Origin of the sequence: Campylobacter curvus (genome assembly GCF_013372125.1) — a bacterium.
Lineage (GTDB): Bacteria > Campylobacterota > Campylobacteria > Campylobacterales > Campylobacteraceae > Campylobacter_A > Campylobacter_A curvus.
On sequence record NZ_CP053826.1, the window covers coordinates 593,395 to 609,678 of the forward strand.

Here is a 16,284-nt window from a genome sequence, read left to right on the forward strand (position 1 = left end):
AATACTTTGCCCTAGGCAAGAAAAAACACAAAAGGATCAAGATGGCTGTGAACAAGAGCGTTCAACTAAGCAAAGCAAAAGACGAGGATATCGAAGATATCGATTTTGCTGCAATGTTAGAGGAGTCTTTCAAAAAGACTGAAGAGGATAGCGACGGTGTGATCGTCGATATCAAAGGTGACGAGGTTTTGGTAAACGTCGGTAAAAAATCAGAGGGGATTTTAAATATTTCCGAGATAACCGACGCAAATGGCGACTTGATGTATAAGGTTGGCGATACTATCAAGGTAGCGATAACCGGATCAAGGGGCGGAAGGCCTATCGTTTCACATAAAAAAGCGCTTAAGAAAGAGAAAGTCAAGGCCTTTATCGAGGCTTACGATCCTGAAAATTCTGGTGAGATAGACGTTAAGATCGTCAATAAAAATAAAGGCGGATTCGTCGCCCAAGATGCAAACGGAGTAGAATTCTTCCTGCCTAAAACTCAAAGTGGGTTTAAAAATGCAAACGACGTAGTCGGCAAATCTTACAAAGTAAGAGTGATAAAAGTCGATAAAGACGAAAACAGCATCGTCGTATCACGTAAGAAAATTTTAGACGATGACCGTAAGAAGCGCAAAGAGGCATTAGCAAATATCGTCGATAACGCTGATGTGATAGAGGGAACTATCAAAAAGATCACGACTTATGGTATGTTTGTCGATGTGGGCGGTGTTGACGGACTCGTTCATTACAGCGAGATAAGCTACAAAGGACCGGTAAATCCAAGCTCTCTTTACAACGAAGGCGATAAAGTCTTGGTAAAAGTTATCAGCTACGATAATGAAAAACGCCATCTGTCTTTATCTATCAAGGCAGCGATGCCTGATCCTTGGGAAGAGATATTAAGCGACGGCCTGGAAGTAGGAGACACTATAAAAGTTATCGTAAGTAACATCGAGCCTTACGGAGCTTTCGTCGATCTAGGCAACGATATAGAGGGATTTTTACACATATCTGAAATTTCATGGGATAAAAATATTAAAAACCCAAAAGATCACATCAGCGAAGGTCAAGAGATCGATGTCGAGGTCATCGAGATCGACGCAAAGGGACATCGCCTAAGAGTGAGCCTTAAAAATTTACTTCCAAAGCCGTTTGACGAATTTAAGGCTAAATTTAAAGAGGGCGATGTAGTAAAAGGCGTAGTCACCACAGTCACGAATTTTGGTGCATTCATCCGTATCGACTGCGTAGAAGGCTTGCTCCATAACGAAGACGCCTCTTGGGATAGAAACGACAAATGTAAAGATATGTTCAAACCAGGCGACGAGGTCGAGGTCAAGATCATCAAGATAGACAACGCCGAGCAGAAAATTTCGCTTAGCCTCAAGGATCTAAAACAAAGTCCGGTTCAAGAATTTGCCAATAAATTCAACGTAGGCGACATCGTAAAAGGCACTATCCGCGATATCAAAGACTTTGGCGTATTCGTCGAGCTTGGCGATAATGTCGATGCGCTCATCCGCAAAGAAGACCTTGGCAGCGTTGATGCCCAGAGCCTAAAAATAGGCGACGAGATAGAGGCGGCGATAGCCTTTATCGATGAGAAGAAAAACAGAATTCGTCTAAGTATCCGCCGCTTGGCTAAACAAAAAGAGCGCGAAGTACTAAACGAGATAAACGATAACGACAAGGTTACGCTTGGCGATATCATCAAGGAACAATTGCAGTAATAAATGGGTAGACATGCTCTTTTGGCCGTCGTTATCCTTTTGCTTGTAACTCTTGGAGCGGTAGGGATTTTTTTGTTTAGATATGCAAATTTAAATTCCGACCCGGCTTCTAGAGTCGTTTTTAAAAACGAACAAAATTTTACCGATAATAAAAAAGAAAAAAGTAGCTGGATGAGCGAGCTGGCTGCTGTCGGCAAGAAAGACTACGTCTTGCCGGTAAATGAAATTTTTATCGAGTATAATCAGCCTAAAATCGAAAAACCAAAGATCACCGCCTATGAGCTCTTGATAGACAAAAACGATATTTATTCGATGTTTTGTCTCATGCAGACGCTAAAAAGCACCGATGTCGATTTTACGGTCGTAAAAGACGGCACAAAGAGCCAAATTTTCCTAAATACGGAGGACTCGAAACTGCTTCAAAATATAATATTGCAGCTTCGAGTTTATGATATTCACTCAAGTGTAAGAGAGGTAAAACTATGAAAACCATCATCGTTTGCGATGCCATACACCCCGTTGGCTTCGAGCTACTTAAAAAAGAGGAAGATATTAAGATAATCGACGCCGTAAACGTTCCTAAAGATGAGCTTTTGAAAATCCTAGGCGAAGCCGATGTTGCTATAACCAGAAGCTCGACCGAGGTGAACGAAGCTTTTTTAAATGCCGGTAAAAAGCTAAAGGCTATCGTTAGAGCGGGAGTAGGCGTAGATAATGTCGATATAGACGGCTGTTCAAGACGCGGCATAATCGCTATGAACGTGCCTACGGCAAACACTATCGCTGCGGTTGAGCTTACGATGGCTCACATGCTGGCGGCTGCCAGATCGCTTGAATACGCACACAACGACCTGAAGCTGAACAGAATTTGGAAACGCGAAAAATGGTATGGGGTCGAGCTTTTTAACAAAACGCTAGGCATCATAGGCTTTGGAAACATCGGCTCTCGCGTCGCCGCACGCGCAAAGGCCTTTGGTATGAATATCGTTGCTTATGACCCATATATCGATCCCTCAAAGGTCATCGATATGGGCGGCACTTACACTAAAAATTTCGACGATATCTTAAAATGCGATTTTATCACTATTCATACGCCAAAGACTAAAGAGACGACAAATATGATAGGGCGCGACGAGATAGCCAAGATGAAAGACGGTGTGAGGTTGATAAACTGCGCTCGCGGCGGCCTTTATAACGAAGAGGCTCTTGAAGAGGCGCTAAAAAGCGGCAAAGTGGCTTTTGCCGGTATCGACGTTTTTACAAAAGAGCCTGCGACCAGTCACCCGCTACTTGAGCTTGATAATGTGAGTGTTACGCCGCATCTTGGAGCAAATACACTGGAGTCTCAGCGCAATATCGCGGTCGAAGCGGTCGAGCAAGCCATCAGCGCAGCGCGAGCCATCAGCTATCCAAACGCTCTAAATTTACCGATAAAAACGGAAGACCTACCGCCTTTTATCGAGCCTTATGTAGATCTAGTAAGCAAGATGGCCTTTTTGGGTGCGCAGATAAACAAAAAGGAGATCAAGGCCATTCGTATCGAGGCTGAGGGACAAATAGGCGAATTTGCAAATTCCATGCTCACTTTCGCACTCGTTGGAGTGCTCAAAGAGAGCCTTGGTGACGCGATAAACTATGTAAATGCTAAATTTATATGCGATGAAAAAGGCATAGCAAACGAAGCTATCATCGTTCCTCAAAGCGGATATAACAACAAAATTTCAGTCAAAATAACGACCGAAAGTGACGTGACGACGATAAGCGGCACGGTCTTTGGAGAGACCGAGCAACGAATAGTCGGTATAAACGGCTTTAAAACAGACTTCAAGCCAAAAGGAAAGATGATAATCTTTAAAAACCACGACGTGCCGGGTGTCATCGCGCAGATCAGTAAAATTTTGGCGGACGAGAAGATAAATATCGCAGATTTCCGCCTTGGCAGAGGCGATAATGGTATGGCGCTTGCTGTCATCTTGGTCGATGAAAACATCAGCAAAGAGACGCTTGCGAAACTAAATGCGCTTGATACGTGCGTTTGGGCGCAATACGCAGTTATTTAAAATTTAAATTTCGAAAGGAAAAACAATGGCTTATTCAATGGGCGATTTAAAAAAGGGCTTAAAGATAGAGATAGAGGGCGTTCCGTATAAGATCGTCGAATATCAGCACGTAAAACCGGGCAAGGGCGCGGCTTTCGTGCGTGCGAAGATCAAATCTTTCGTAGACGGCAAGGTGCTTGAAAAGACCTTCCACGCCGGCGACAAATGCGAGCAGCCGCATCTTGAAGAAAAAGAAATGCAGTATCTTTACGACGACGGCGAATTTTGCCAGTTCATGGATACGACTACTTACGAGCAAGTGGCGATCAGCGATGAGGACGTGGGTGATGTGAAAAAATGGATGATTGATGGCATGATGGTCGAGATTTTATTTCACAATGGTAAGGCGATCGGTGTTGAGGTGCCGCAGGTCGTGGAGCTAAAGATCGTCGAGACTCCGCCAAATTTCAAGGGCGATACGCAAGGCGGTAAAAAGCCTGCCACGCTTGAAAGCGGTGCGGTCGTGCAGATACCGTTTCACGTGCTAGAAGGCGAGGTCATCCGCGTAGATACCGTCCGTGGCGAATACATTGAGCGCGCGAACAAATAAGCGATTTGGCGGTCGTCGGATCGCCAAGCTTTAATGAAAGAAATTTTTGAAACTCTCATAAAGCAGACCGCTAAACCCCTGCTTAAAGAAAATGGCTTTACTAAAAAAGGTCTTAACTTTTTCAAAAAGCAAAACGAACTCATCTTCACCATAAATTTTCAAAAAAGTAGCACAAATTCGCCTTTTGAGACTAAATTTTACATCAACTGCGGAGTTTATGCGTCGATTTTTGACACCACGCTTGGTAAAAATGCGCGTCTTTACCCCAAAGAGTATGAGTGTCATTTTAGAGAGAGGATCTCGGCTATCCTCAAAGAAAAAGATGGATACTTTATCGATCAAAATACCGACGTAAGCGAGCTTGGCAAAAAGCTGACGCAGGATCTGAATTTAGCGATCAAATTCTTTGACGAGATAAAAAACGCCGATGATCTTGTGAAAATTTTATTAGCTAAGGGTGGGCTAAATTTGATAGATACGATTTTTGAATACCTTTTAGCAACCAAAAATGAGAAAAATTTCATAGAACAAAGCTGGAAGCTTCATGCAAAATACGGAAATGAAGCAAGATGGCAAATTTTTGAAAATAAGATAAATAAAATGCTCGAAAAATATGGGCTAGAAAAGGTAAATTTTAATGAAATGGTAAAAAGGTCGGACTAGCCGACCTTGAAATCAAGCTGTCTTGCGCCCTAGATGCTTATTGATAAGCCTTGTGATCTCTTCGCCGTGAGGAAATCTCGCCTCATCGTTACCGATTCGATCTTTTTTTGAAAATATCACGTCGCCATCAACTTCGACGATAAAATTTCCACCGTCTCCAATGACTAAATCAACTCTTGCATCGCCGAAATTCTTTTTTATCTCATCTTCTACACGAGAAGCTACCGGACGATAGTTTCAAGAGTTGCAGTAAATGATTTTTACGTGCATCGCTCTTTCCTTTCTTTTGAGATAGGCCTTGATATTAGCATAAATTTATTAACGAGCAGTATAATTAGAAAAATTTAAGGAGTGAAAAATGAAAAGAGTTGCGGTGATTTTTGCTAACGGTTTTGAGGAAATAGAGGCTTTGAGCGTTGTGGATATTTTAAGGAGAGCCGACATAGACGCTTTGTGTGTAGGGCTTGATAGGGCTTTGGTGGTCGGATCTCACGGCGTTAGCGTGAAAGTCGATCTGCTACTTAGCGAGCTAAGAGAGATAGAGCTCGATGCTATCGTGCTTCCCGGAGGACTACCCGGTGCACAAAATTTAGCAGACAGCAAGGAGCTTGGTGAAATTCTAAGACGCTTTGATGATAACGGCAAGCTAATCTGCGCGATCTGTGCCGCACCGATGGCATTGGCAAAAGCGGGTGTTTTAAAAGACGCTTTTACTTGTTATCCCGGCTTCGAGACAAACGTGAGAGCCGATAAAAATGGCTACATCAGTGATAAAAACGTGATCTGCGATCATAACATAATGACATCTAGAGGACCTGCAACTGCTATGGAATTTGCCCTTGAGATCGTCAAAGAGCTAAACGGCACAAGCTCGTATGAGAGCGTTAGAGACGGATTGCTTTATCATAGTTTATAAAAAATATGTAATTACACATTTTAAAATTTTGATTTAAAAAAGGGCTTTGAATTTAGTTTTTAAACTGGAGTGCGACTTCGATTTTTACGGTGATATATAACTTTTAAGGTTTATTTTTTAAAAATTTTATCGTAAAAATAAAATTTCATAGCTTTTTTGCTCAAAATTTAGGTATCATTTCAATAACCGAATAATTCGGAAATTTTTTTAAGGGAATGTTCCTGTGAATATTTATGTAGGAAATTTGTCATATCGTATGACAGAGGCAGAGTTGAAGGAAGCTTTTGCGCAGTTTGGCGAGGTAAAGCGTGCAAAAATCGTTAAAGATCGCGATACAAATCGCTCAAAAGGTTTTGGATTTGTTGAAATGGACGACGCGAACGAGGGTCAAAGAGCTATCGACGCGCTTAATGATAAGGAACTGGGCGGACGCACTCTAAGAGTAAATGAAGCTCGCCCGAAAGAGTAAAATCACCCTGCCGTCAAGCTTTGGCGGCATCATCTCACGTATAGCCCCCACACCAAGCGGCTACCTTCATCTTGGCAATGTTTACAACTTCTTGCTGACCTATCTCTTTACTCGTGCAAAGGGTGGCTTTTTAAATTTACGCATCGATGACTACGATATTGGCAGATATAGGCGCGAATTCGTGCAAAATATCTTTGACGTGCTCGAATTTTTACAGCTTGATTATGACGGCGGAGCTAGGAATTTAGCTCAGTTTGAAGCCAAATTCAGCTTTAAATTCAGACTGAACGAATATAAAAAAGCGCTTGACGGCTTAAAGGGTGAAATTTACGCTTGTGAGTGCTCAAAGCATACGCCAAATGCCTATAAAAACGGCATTTATCAAGGTCTTTGCAGGTATAAAAATTTAAAATTCACAAAAGGGCTCACTTCGCTTAAAATTTTAGTCGATAGCAGCGACGAGCTTGGCCGTGAGGTCGGTGAAAATTTAGGCGATTTCATGCTTTATAAAAAGGATGACACTCCCGCTTACAACCTAGCTAGCGTCGTGGACGACGAGCTTCTTGGTGTAAATTTCGTAGTTAGAGGAGAGGATCTACTGGGCTGCACGCAGGCTCAAATTTATCTATCAAGGCGCTTAGGTTATAAATTTCAAAATGCAAATTTTATCCACCACGCCCTTTTCATGGACGGGGACAAAAAGCTATCCAAATCATCGAATGCTCCTGCGATCGACTTTAAAAACGGGGCGAAATTTTACTACAAGATAGTAGCCGATCGGCTCGCACTAAACCCGCTTTGTTGCGACAAACTATCAAATTTAGCCTACGAATTTAAAATTTCTCAAAGCAAAATACAAGCCCTCTAAAAGTTAAATTTCGCTACCATTTGGCTATTAAAAAGGAAGCAAAATGAGCGATTTCACACATCTTCATCTACACACCGAGTATTCACTGCTTGACGGGGCGAATAAGATAAAAGAGCTGGCTCACGTCCTGCATGAGCGCGGTGACACGAGCGCAGCCATAACCGATCACGGCAATATGTTCGGGGCGATAGATTTTTACAAAACGATGAAAAAAGAGGGCATAAAGCCGCTTATTGGCATCGAGGCTTATATCCACAACGCCGATGATCTGGGCGATAAGAGCAGCAAACAGCGCTTCCACTTGATCTTGATCGCTAAAAACGAGACCGGCTATAAAAATCTGATGTATCTTAGCTCGATGAGCTACATCGAGGGCTTTTACTACTATCCTAGGATCAATAAAAAAATTTTAAAAGAGCACAGCGAGGGCATCATTTGCTCGTCAGCCTGCCTTCAAGGCGAGGTGAGCTGGCATCTAAATTTAAGCGAGCGAAACCTGAAATACGGCGCCAAAGGCTACGAAAAGGCAAAAGAGGTCGCGCTGGAATACAAAGAAATTTTCGGCGATGATTTTTACCTTGAGATCATGCGCCACGGCATCGGCGATCAGCGCAGGATAGATGACGATATCCTAAGGATCGCAAAGGAAACTGGCATAAAGGTCATCGCCACGAACGATACGCACTACACCTTCAAAGAGCGTGCCGACGCACACGAGGTGTTTATGTGTATCGCTATGAACAAACTACTTGACGATCCAAACCGCCTGCGCCACAGCGTGCATGAGTTTTTCGTAAAGAGCGAAGACGAGATGAAGCGCCTGTTTTTAGACATCCCGGAAGTCATCGAAAATACAAAAGAGATCGTGCAAAAGTGCAACCTCGAGATAAAGCTGGGTAACCCTACGCCTCCAAATTTTAAATTTACTCTTGAATGTGCGGCCGAGCGCGGGCTAAATTTACCGGAGCCCAAAAACAGATATAGCTTTAAAAACGATGCCGTATTTTTCGAGTATGAGTGCAAAAAAGGGCTTGAAGAGAGGCTGAAATTCGTCCCTGAAAATTTACACGAGGAGTATAAAAAGCGCCTCGAGCGAGAGATCGAGATCATAAATAAGATGAATTTCCCGGGCTATATGATGATAGTTTGGGATTTTATAAACGAGGCCAAGAGCCGCGGCGTACCGGTAGGCCCCGGACGAGGATCCGCCGCTGGCAGCTTGGTCGCTTATTCGCTAAAGATCACCGACCTTGATCCTATACCATACAACCTGCTTTTTGAGAGGTTCTTAAACCCTGAGCGCGTGAGCATGCCTGATATCGACGTGGACTTTTGCCAAAGCAGACGCGGCGAGATCATCGACTACGTCACGCAAAAATACGGCAAGTATAACGTCGCGGGCGTCATCACCTTTGGTAAACTGCTTGCAAAGGGCGTCATACGCGATGTCGCACGTGTTTGCGACATGCCATACGCCGAGGCTGACGCGATGGCAAAGCTCATACCTGACGAGCTTGGCATCACGCTAAAAGATGCATTTGAAAAAGAGCCAAAGATCAAAGAGCTGATCGACAAAAATCCAAAGGCGGCTAAAATTTGGAAATTTGCGCTCGATCTTGAGGGCCTAAACCGAAATGCCGGCCAGCACGCAGCGGGCGTAGTCATCTCAAACGAAGAGCTATGGAACAAAACGCCGCTCTTTCGCCAGCCAAACAGCCCCGAGGATCGCTACGTGACGCAGTATAGCCTCAAATACCTCGAGGATGTCGACCTGATAAAATTCGACTTTCTCGGGCTAAAGACGCTTACGGTGATCGACAACGCCATAAAGCTGGTCAAACGCCGCACCGGTAAGGACGTCATTTGGGAGCAGATAGATAAAAACGACAAGCCTGTTTATGACATGATACAAAGCGGCCAGGCGATCGGCATCTTCCAGATAGAGGGCGAGGGCATGAGAAAGCTAGGCACCAGCCTGCGTCCGGACTGCTTCGAGGATATCGTCGCGATGCTGGCGCTCTACCGCCCGGGACCGATGGAAAGCGGCATGCTGGATGACTTCGTCAAAAGAAAACACGGCGAAGCGGCGATCACATACGCGTTTAAGGAGCTTGAGCCGATCCTAGCGCCGACATACGGAGTCATCGTCTATCAAGAGCAAGTCATGCAGATAGTCCAAAAGATCGGCGGCTTTAGCCTAGGAGGCGCCGACCTCGTCCGCCGTGCGATGGGTAAAAAAGACCCAGAGCTACTTCGCCAGCAAAAAGAGCTCTTTGTCGAAGGCGCTAAAAAAGAGGGCTTTAACGTGCAAAAATCTGGCGATTTGTTTGATCTGATCTTGAAATTTGCGGGTTATGGCTTTAATAAATCACACTCCGCAGCCTACGCTTACGTGACCTTTCAAACGGCCTTTTTAAAGGCTTATTACCCGGCTGAATTTATGGCTGCGCTACTAACCAGCGAGGAGAGCAACGTCGATAAGATCGTTCGCTACATCGATGAGAGCAAACGCCTAAAAATCGATGTCCTGGCACCGTCGATCAACAAGTCGATGAAGGAATTCAGCGTCGTGGACAACGGCGGACACGATGGTATCATCTTTGGCCTTGGCGCGATAAAGGGCGTGGGCGGTGCAGCTATCGAAAACATCATCTATGAGCGCGAAAACGGCGGGGAATTTAAAGATTTTAACGACCTGGTCTCAAGGATAGATGCATTCAAGGTCAATAAAAAGGTCTTTGAAAGCCTCATAAAGGCGGGCTGCTTCGATGAATTCGGCCATACTCGCAAGATGCTTTTAGCAAACATAGAAAATATAATCGAAGCTTGCAAAAACGCCGCTCAGATACGCAAAAATGCGGCCCAGAGCCTATTTGGCGAGGACGAGAGCATGAACGACGTGAAGATAAATTTTGATCCTGTGGACGGCGAATACGACATCAAGCAGATATTAAAATTCGAGCAAGAAAGCGTGGGTATCTACCTCTCGGGACATCCGCTTGATGACTACCGCGAGAAGATAAGCCAGATCAAATACACCCTCAGCTCGGAATTTGAAAATTTACCGCAAAGCGCCGAGATCTTGGTCGTCGGCAAGATCGAGGACTTTAGCACACGTATAACAAAGAGCGGCAAAAAAATGGGCACGATAAACGTGCTTGACTTTCACGGCAACATCGAGATCGCGATATTTGAACGCGAGCTTGCAAATGTCGAGGACGTTTGGAGCGACGGCGTGAAGCGCGATCTACCTTATGCTTTTAAGATCAATATCTCTCGCGACGATCAGTTCGTGAGGACGAATTTAAACGAATTTTACTCCCTCGAAGATGCTGTAAATTTAGACTTTAAAACAAGGCAGATAAGGCAGGGCAATAAATTTTCAAGAGCCGCCGCAAACAGCGCCGAGCCTGTTAAGGTCAGAAACTACGGCGTTTTAGAGATACTCTTGAATCTAAATGAGCTAAATAAGCACAAGATCGCTGAAATTTATCATCTAGCCTTTACAAGGCATGCTCTAGGCAACGAAAAGCGACTGGTTCTAAAGATAAAGAATGAAAATGCGGGCGAAATTTTGGTCTATAACACGAGCTTTTTGGTAAATGACGAGCTTGGTAGCGAGATAGAAAAGCTAGCCTTAGGGGCGTGAGCGGCGATTTAAAGGAGAAAAAATGAAAAACGTCTTAGTCGTCTCGGGTCATCCCGATGTCAAAAACTCATTTGCAAACAAGATCATTTTGGAGGAATTTACAAAAATTTCACCGATGTGAGGATCGAGGAGCTTGGCAAGCTCTATCCTGATTTTAAGATAGACGTGAAAGCCAAGCAAGAGCGCCTTATGAAGGCCGATGTCATCGTGCTTCAGTTTCCGTTTTTCTGGTATAGTGTGCCGTCTTTGATGCAAAAATGGTTCGAGGATGTGCTAGTGCATGGCTTCTCACACGGCAGCACTGGCGATAAGCTAAAGGGTAAAATTTTGATTGCTTCATTTACGAGCGGAGCGCCTGAAGAGATGTATAAAAAAGGCGCTTTGCAAAATCATGAAGTAGGCGAGTTCCTGATCCCGCTTGAGCAGCTTGCGAGCCTGACCGGCATGAAATGGGGCGGATATGTTTATAGTGGCGGACTATCGTATGCTAGCCGTAATGACGAAGCCAAACTCGCTCAAATGCGCGCCAAAGCCAAAGAACACGCGGCAAGACTAAATGAATTCATAAAAAATTTATAGAAGAAAAGATGTATCTGATAAATATCACTTTAAAGATGGAAAAAGTGCCTGCGGACAAGGCTGAAGCGATGTTTGAGCGCCACCGCGAATGGTTTGGTAAAAATTTTTCAAGGAGGGCAAATTCGTGCTGCTTGGACTGTATCAGGACGAGCCGCATGCGGGCATCATCATCGCAAACCTAAAGGATAGAGCCGAGCTTGATAAAATTTTGGCCGAAGACGTTTATCTTCCTGATATGGCGGAGTATGAGATAAGAGAATTTAAAGCCGCGATGGCTGCCGATCTAAGCGCCTTTGCAGGAAAATGATAAATCTAAACTAAGGAGCGAAAATGAAAGGCAAAATTTTAGCGTTAGCAGTTCTGGGTGGTTTGCTGGCAGGCTGCGCCACTTCGCAGGGAAAAATGACTGGCAACGATAGAGACGCTCACGGATGTATCGGCTCGGCCGGTTATAGCTACTCGTTTTTACGAGGCGAATGCGTCCAGCCCTTTGAGGTCACTCAGGCGAGGCTGGATGATCCTGATAACGATACTTTGGCGATATATCTGCTATTTTCCAGTGACAAAAAGCTAGTCGAGGTCTTTGGCGCAAGCTTGCCTGAAAATAGGGTCTTGCAGCAAAACCCTAGCGGCTACGCCTCAAAAGACGGCAAGATCCGTTTAGTAAGAGGCACAAAGGGGCTAAAACTCGTAAAATGATCGCTCAAACGATGTCTTTTACGACCTTTGCGCCAAGCCCTATGCTCATATGATGTAAAAATATTAAATGATACAAATCTCCGTCATGCTGCGGCGAGTCGTAGGTCTGCACGAGAGCGTCTGGGACTATGACACGGCGCTTGATGTCGTGCTCGTTGGCTTGAAGTTTTAGGTGAGATACCAGCTGATAGACGCATAGATCGGTGCAGTCGCCAAAGATGACGAAGGTATCGATCTGCGGATTTTGCGCGATGAAGTCGTTAAATCCTTTGCAAAATGCCGAGCTTAGCGAATTTTTCTTAAAAATTTTCATCTCTTTATAAAAATCCAAATTTTTTAGCTCGTCTATCGTCTCGGCCTCCTTGCCACCTTTTATAGCGTGTGGCGGGAAGTCGCTAAATTCCGCGCAATTTTCATCGTGACTATCCTCTATGAGGACGAAATTTTTAAGATGGAAGTCATCGTGTGCTATTTTAAAAGTTTGAGCGAGCTTTGAAGCGATAGCAGCGCACCTTGGGCTAGAAAGCGTACCCTCATGACAAAAGCCATTTATCATATCCACACTGATAAAGGCGACATTGTGCGCACCGTTTTTAAAAATTTCATCAAATTTAAGTGGTTTTAGCCCCTCGTGCCATCTTTTGATACTGACTATGAAGTCAGCCTCTTTTTGCGTTAAATTCATTGTTTATCCTTAAATATTGGTAAATTTACATAAAACGCCTTTGGTTCTAGCGTCACCTCGATGCTGCCCTTGTGCGCGGCGATGATCTGCACGCAAAGTGCTAGACCTAGCCCGTTGCCCTTTTGCTTACTCGTTTTAAACGGTTCAAAGACCGCACCTTTGTCCTTTATACTAACTCCGCTGTCGTAGAGGTAAAATTTATGCTCTTTGTCCGTTTTCTCGTATCTTAGGCTGATCTCGCCGCTCTCGTCGTCGCTTTCCTCGATCGCATCTACGGCGTTAAAGAGCAGGTTTTGAAAGACCATGGCGAGCAGGTCCTTATCGCCATTGTAAAAGCCGCTCTCAAAGCCTAAATTTATATCGATATCCTTTGAATAAGCGTAGTATCTAAGCGCTTCCTCGCATTCACTCTTAAGCTCCAGGAAGTTGAAAACTCCGGCGTTTATCTGCACACCTTTGGTGAAAAGTAGCGTCGCTTTTATGATACGTTCGACCCGCCAGATCGCCCTTTGTATCTCGCTGGCGATGGGCTGCGTTTTAGCGTCGGCTCGTTTTAAAAGAGTGGAAGCGAGCAGGGAGACCGAACCTATGGGGTTTCTGATCTCGTGAGCCAGGTGCGCGGCCACTTGACCCATGGAGACTAGGCGCTCGTTGCGTTTTTGCTCGGTGATATCGACTGCCGAGACGATTTTTTTGCCGTCTTTATCGGCGATCTTTACGAGATAGACGGCCCCGCGAAATTCTATCTCCTGATCACTGCTGAAATTTATATGCTTAAAAAGCTCGCTCTTTTTTGCGGCTTGCGAATTTTGCAAAAAGAGGCTGCCGTCATCATTTAACACCCAAAGTGCGGTCGGCATGACATCGACCACGTCCTTCACTATCTTTTGTAGATTTTCATACGAGGCATGCAGGTTCTTATACTCTTGCTCAATGAGGTAGGTTTGCTCTATCAGGCTTTTTAGCCCGTCTTGTATGTCTTTTTGCTCACTCATTTATCAGCTCCTCGAAGTCCTTTATCTCGTATAGTCTCACGCGCTCGTCTTTTAGGCTCAAAAGCTCCTTGCTAAAGCCGCTTTTTGAAAACAGCGCGATGATGTCAGGCGCGATGCCAAGCTTGGCGCATTTATAAAGCAATAAATTCAGCACGTTTTTACAGACCTTACGCTCTTTGTATTTGGCTTCACCCACGATTATTTTGTCATCTATCCTAAAAAGCATGTCTATCTCGACATCTTTTTTCCAAAAGCTACTTAGCAAGATACCTTGTATGCCGAATTTCTTCGCCATCAGCTCTCCGCAAAGCATCTCATATCCAAGGCTTGCGTATTCGTCAAATCCCGCTCTTATGAGCACTAAAATTTCATCTTTTTTGCCTGATTTCAGTGCCTCTAAATTCGGCTCTATGAATCTAAACCAAAACCTTGAAAAATGGCTACTAAAGTGGATCTTGTCTTCTACCCTATATCTGCGCTCGCTCTTTTTTAGGTTTTGATTTTTCTGCCTTTTGGCAGGCTGTTCGCGGCTCTTTTCTATGAGTAAAAATTCCTTTTGCAAAAGCGTAGCGTATACTTTATTGGCTATCGTTTGGGGTAAAATTTTATGGACGCGAAACCTTTTCCTATCGCTTCTAGCTAGCTTGATGAGCGCTATTTTTATAGCGTTGTCGACATCGCTTTCAAAGTAAAATCTAGGCATCAAAGCCTTATAATCATCTAAAATTTCATGTTCTATGGCTTCAAAAACGTCGTAATAAGCACCATTTAGCATAAATTCGTCAAATACAAAGTGAAATTTGATGAGCTCCTCGATATCAAGGTGCTTCATGCGTTCGTATGTCGATCTTAGCGATTTGATTTTTGACTCCTTTGCTCGGTCATTGTAACATAAAATTTAGCAAAAAGGGCTATAATAAAGCTCAAATTTTAAAGGCTTTTTGTTGGTAAATTTAGAACACATCAGAAAAAACATAATCCTAAAAAACGGCGTGCACTATTTTGACTACACGGCCTCGGGGCTTGCGTATAAAGATATCGAGGAGCAGATGATGCAAGTGCTCAAAACCTACGCCAACACGCATTCTGATAGCTCCTCAAACGCCATGAAAACGCAAAATTTATACGAGGGTGCAAGAGCGCAGATAAAGGCTCTTTTGGGGCTTGATGATAGGTTTTATCTGTTTCCGTGCGGCTTTGGCTCTAGTGCGGCGATAAAGAAATTTCAAGAGATCATGGGGCTTTACATTCCACCAAAGACTCGTAAACGCTATGATGTGAGGACGAATACAAATTCTCCGCTTGTGATCTTAGGCCCTTACGAGCATCACTCAAACGAAGTGAGCTTTCGCGAGGCGCTTTGCGATGTCGCTAGGATACGCCTAGATAAAAACGCAGGCGTGGATCTTGAGCATTTGGAGCAAATTTTAAAGATAAACGCCGGCCGCGAGATCATAGCAAGCTTTAGCGTCGCCTCAAACGTCACTGGCGTCATTACGGATTATAAGAAAATTTACACGATGGTAAAGGCTAGGGGTGGCATCGTCGCACTCGATGCGGCGAGCTTTAGTGCCTATGGTAACGTAGATTGCGATTATTTCGATGCACTTTTTTTATCCCCTCACAAGCTGCTTGGCGGAGTGGGTAGTTGCGGTTTGTTGGCGCTTAAGAAAATTTTGGCTGATGGCGAGGAGCCTACGTTTGCAGCTGGCGGGACGGTAAGCTACGTGAGCCGAAATTCGCATGTTTTCGTCAAAGATACCGAGCAGCTGGAGCAGGGCGGCACACCGCCTATAACGCAGCTCATACGCGCGTCTTTGGCTTACGGCCTACGAAACGAGATAGGCTTTAGCGCGATTTGTGAGAACGAGGACGAGCTTGGCAGATATTTTGAAAAGCGCCTGAACGAGATCCCGCAGGTAATCAACTACTGCCCAAGAGAGCTCAAGCGCCTGCCGATATTTGCGTTTAACGTAAAGGGCGTCTCTCCTTATGATTTCGCCTCGATCTTGAGCAATGACTTTGGTATCCAAACGAGAGCAGGGTGCGCTTGCGCCGGGCCCTACGGACACGAGCTTTTGGGACTTAAAGACGATGCGCCGCTAGCCGCTAAGCCGGGCTGGGTGCGCGTGAGCCTACATTATACGCATACGTTTGATGATATCGACTATCTGATAAGCGCCATCAAAAAAAGTATCGAAAGATACAGCATACTGACTGCAAACGACAGAGCGCGCCTACCAAGCGAGCAAGAGCCCGGCGGCTGCATATAGCGGGCGAATTTAAAATTTTAAAGGCCATGGCCTGAGATATCAAAATAGGTAATAATACAAGGCTCTATTATAATAAATCATTTACACTTGCTTCGCTTCTGCTTTGCAGTTGCAAACGAAGTGA

General features: G+C 44.5%; 17 protein-coding genes. 13 read left to right on the plus strand and 4 right to left on the minus strand.

Annotated features, from left to right (window positions below; translation table 11 throughout):
- Positions 1-41: 41 nt before the first annotated feature.
- Genes CCVT_RS02840 through CCVT_RS02860 form a run of 5 tightly spaced genes read left to right on the plus strand, consistent with a single transcriptional unit; the run spans position 42 to position 5,027 of the window.
- Positions 42-1,715 carry a 30S ribosomal protein S1 gene (locus CCVT_RS02840; RefSeq protein WP_018136827.1) on the plus strand — a complete coding sequence of 558 codons (1,674 nt, stop codon included), beginning with the start codon at positions 42-44 and terminating at the stop codon, positions 1,713-1,715.
- A gap of 3 nt (positions 1,716-1,718) precedes the next feature.
- Positions 1,719-2,201 carry a hypothetical protein gene (locus CCVT_RS02845; protein WP_018136826.1) on the plus strand — a complete coding sequence of 161 codons (483 nt, stop codon included), beginning with the start codon at positions 1,719-1,721 and terminating at the stop codon, positions 2,199-2,201.
- Complete coding sequence (gene serA, locus CCVT_RS02850) at positions 2,198-3,775, plus strand: phosphoglycerate dehydrogenase (RefSeq protein WP_018136825.1); 1,578 nt, start codon at positions 2,198-2,200, stop codon at positions 3,773-3,775. The genes CCVT_RS02845 and serA overlap by 4 nt, the downstream gene beginning before the upstream one ends.
- A 25-nt stretch (positions 3,776-3,800) precedes the next feature.
- Positions 3,801-4,364: an elongation factor P gene (gene efp, locus CCVT_RS02855; protein ID WP_009650064.1), complete on the plus strand. Its 564-nt coding sequence runs from the start codon at positions 3,801-3,803 to the stop codon at positions 4,362-4,364.
- Positions 4,365-4,397: 33 nt separating this feature from the next.
- The gene (locus tag CCVT_RS02860; protein ID WP_018136824.1) at positions 4,398-5,027 is read left to right on the plus strand and encodes a DUF4304 domain-containing protein; all 630 of its coding nucleotides are present in this window, start codon (positions 4,398-4,400) and stop codon (positions 5,025-5,027) included.
- A 12-nt stretch (positions 5,028-5,039) separates the two neighbouring features.
- Here CCVT_RS02860 and CCVT_RS10025 read toward each other — a convergent pair whose 3' ends face one another.
- Complete coding sequence (locus CCVT_RS10025; RefSeq protein ID WP_257784762.1) at positions 5,040-5,297, minus strand: SelT/SelW/SelH family (seleno)protein; 258 nt, start codon at positions 5,295-5,297, stop codon at positions 5,040-5,042.
- Between the two features lie 88 nt (positions 5,298-5,385).
- Here CCVT_RS10025 and CCVT_RS02870 point away from each other — a divergent pair, with 88 nt between their 5' ends.
- From CCVT_RS02870 to CCVT_RS02900, 7 genes are all read left to right on the plus strand, one after another.
- Positions 5,386-5,943 carry a DJ-1 family glyoxalase III gene (locus CCVT_RS02870; RefSeq protein ID WP_018136822.1) on the plus strand — a complete coding sequence of 186 codons (558 nt, stop codon included), beginning with the start codon at positions 5,386-5,388 and terminating at the stop codon, positions 5,941-5,943.
- 223 nt (positions 5,944-6,166) lie between these two features.
- Positions 6,167-6,412 carry an RNA recognition motif domain-containing protein gene (locus CCVT_RS02875; RefSeq protein WP_026175503.1) on the plus strand — a complete coding sequence of 82 codons (246 nt, stop codon included), beginning with the start codon at positions 6,167-6,169 and terminating at the stop codon, positions 6,410-6,412.
- Positions 6,390-7,280 carry a glutamate--tRNA ligase family protein gene (locus CCVT_RS02880; RefSeq protein ID WP_018136820.1) on the plus strand — a complete coding sequence of 297 codons (891 nt, stop codon included), beginning with the start codon at positions 6,390-6,392 and terminating at the stop codon, positions 7,278-7,280. Before CCVT_RS02875 ends, CCVT_RS02880 begins: the two co-directional genes overlap by 23 nt.
- A 43-nt stretch (positions 7,281-7,323) precedes the next feature.
- Entirely contained in the window at positions 7,324-10,929 is a 3,606-nt protein-coding gene (gene dnaE / locus CCVT_RS02885) for a DNA polymerase III subunit alpha (protein WP_018136819.1), read from the plus strand.
- 117 nt (positions 10,930-11,046) lie between these two features.
- Positions 11,047-11,508, plus strand: a complete 462-nt coding sequence (locus CCVT_RS02890; RefSeq protein ID WP_227898145.1) for an NAD(P)H-dependent oxidoreductase — start codon at positions 11,047-11,049, stop codon at positions 11,506-11,508.
- 124 nt (positions 11,509-11,632) lie between these two features.
- Positions 11,633-11,815, plus strand: coding sequence for a YciI family protein (locus tag CCVT_RS02895; RefSeq protein ID WP_018136818.1), 183 nt, complete (start codon positions 11,633-11,635; stop codon positions 11,813-11,815).
- A gap of 23 nt (positions 11,816-11,838) precedes the next feature.
- Entirely contained in the window at positions 11,839-12,207 is a 369-nt protein-coding gene (locus CCVT_RS02900; protein ID WP_018136817.1) for a hypothetical protein, read from the plus strand.
- Positions 12,208-12,211: 4 nt separating this feature from the next.
- Here the strand turns inward: CCVT_RS02900 and CCVT_RS02905 are convergent, their stop codons facing one another.
- The 3 genes from CCVT_RS02905 to CCVT_RS02915 are packed head-to-tail and all read right to left on the minus strand — an operon-like array spanning position 12,212 to position 14,719.
- Entirely contained in the window at positions 12,212-12,892 is a 681-nt protein-coding gene (locus tag CCVT_RS02905) for a cysteine hydrolase family protein (protein WP_018136816.1), read from the minus strand.
- Positions 12,889-13,887, minus strand: coding sequence for a sensor histidine kinase (locus CCVT_RS02910; protein WP_018136815.1), 999 nt, complete (start codon positions 13,885-13,887; stop codon positions 12,889-12,891). The genes CCVT_RS02905 and CCVT_RS02910 overlap by 4 nt, the downstream gene beginning before the upstream one ends.
- A complete protein-coding gene (locus CCVT_RS02915) occupies positions 13,880-14,719 on the minus strand; it encodes a DUF234 domain-containing protein (RefSeq protein ID WP_018136814.1) in 840 nt (279 codons plus the stop codon). The genes CCVT_RS02910 and CCVT_RS02915 overlap by 8 nt, the downstream gene beginning before the upstream one ends.
- A gap of 112 nt (positions 14,720-14,831) precedes the next feature.
- On the opposite strand from CCVT_RS02915, the gene CCVT_RS02920 reads away from it, so the two are divergent.
- On the plus strand, positions 14,832-16,160 hold the full coding sequence (locus tag CCVT_RS02920; protein ID WP_018136813.1) for an aminotransferase class V-fold PLP-dependent enzyme: 1,329 nt from the start codon (positions 14,832-14,834) through the stop codon (positions 16,158-16,160).
- Positions 16,161-16,284 lie beyond the last annotated feature (124 nt).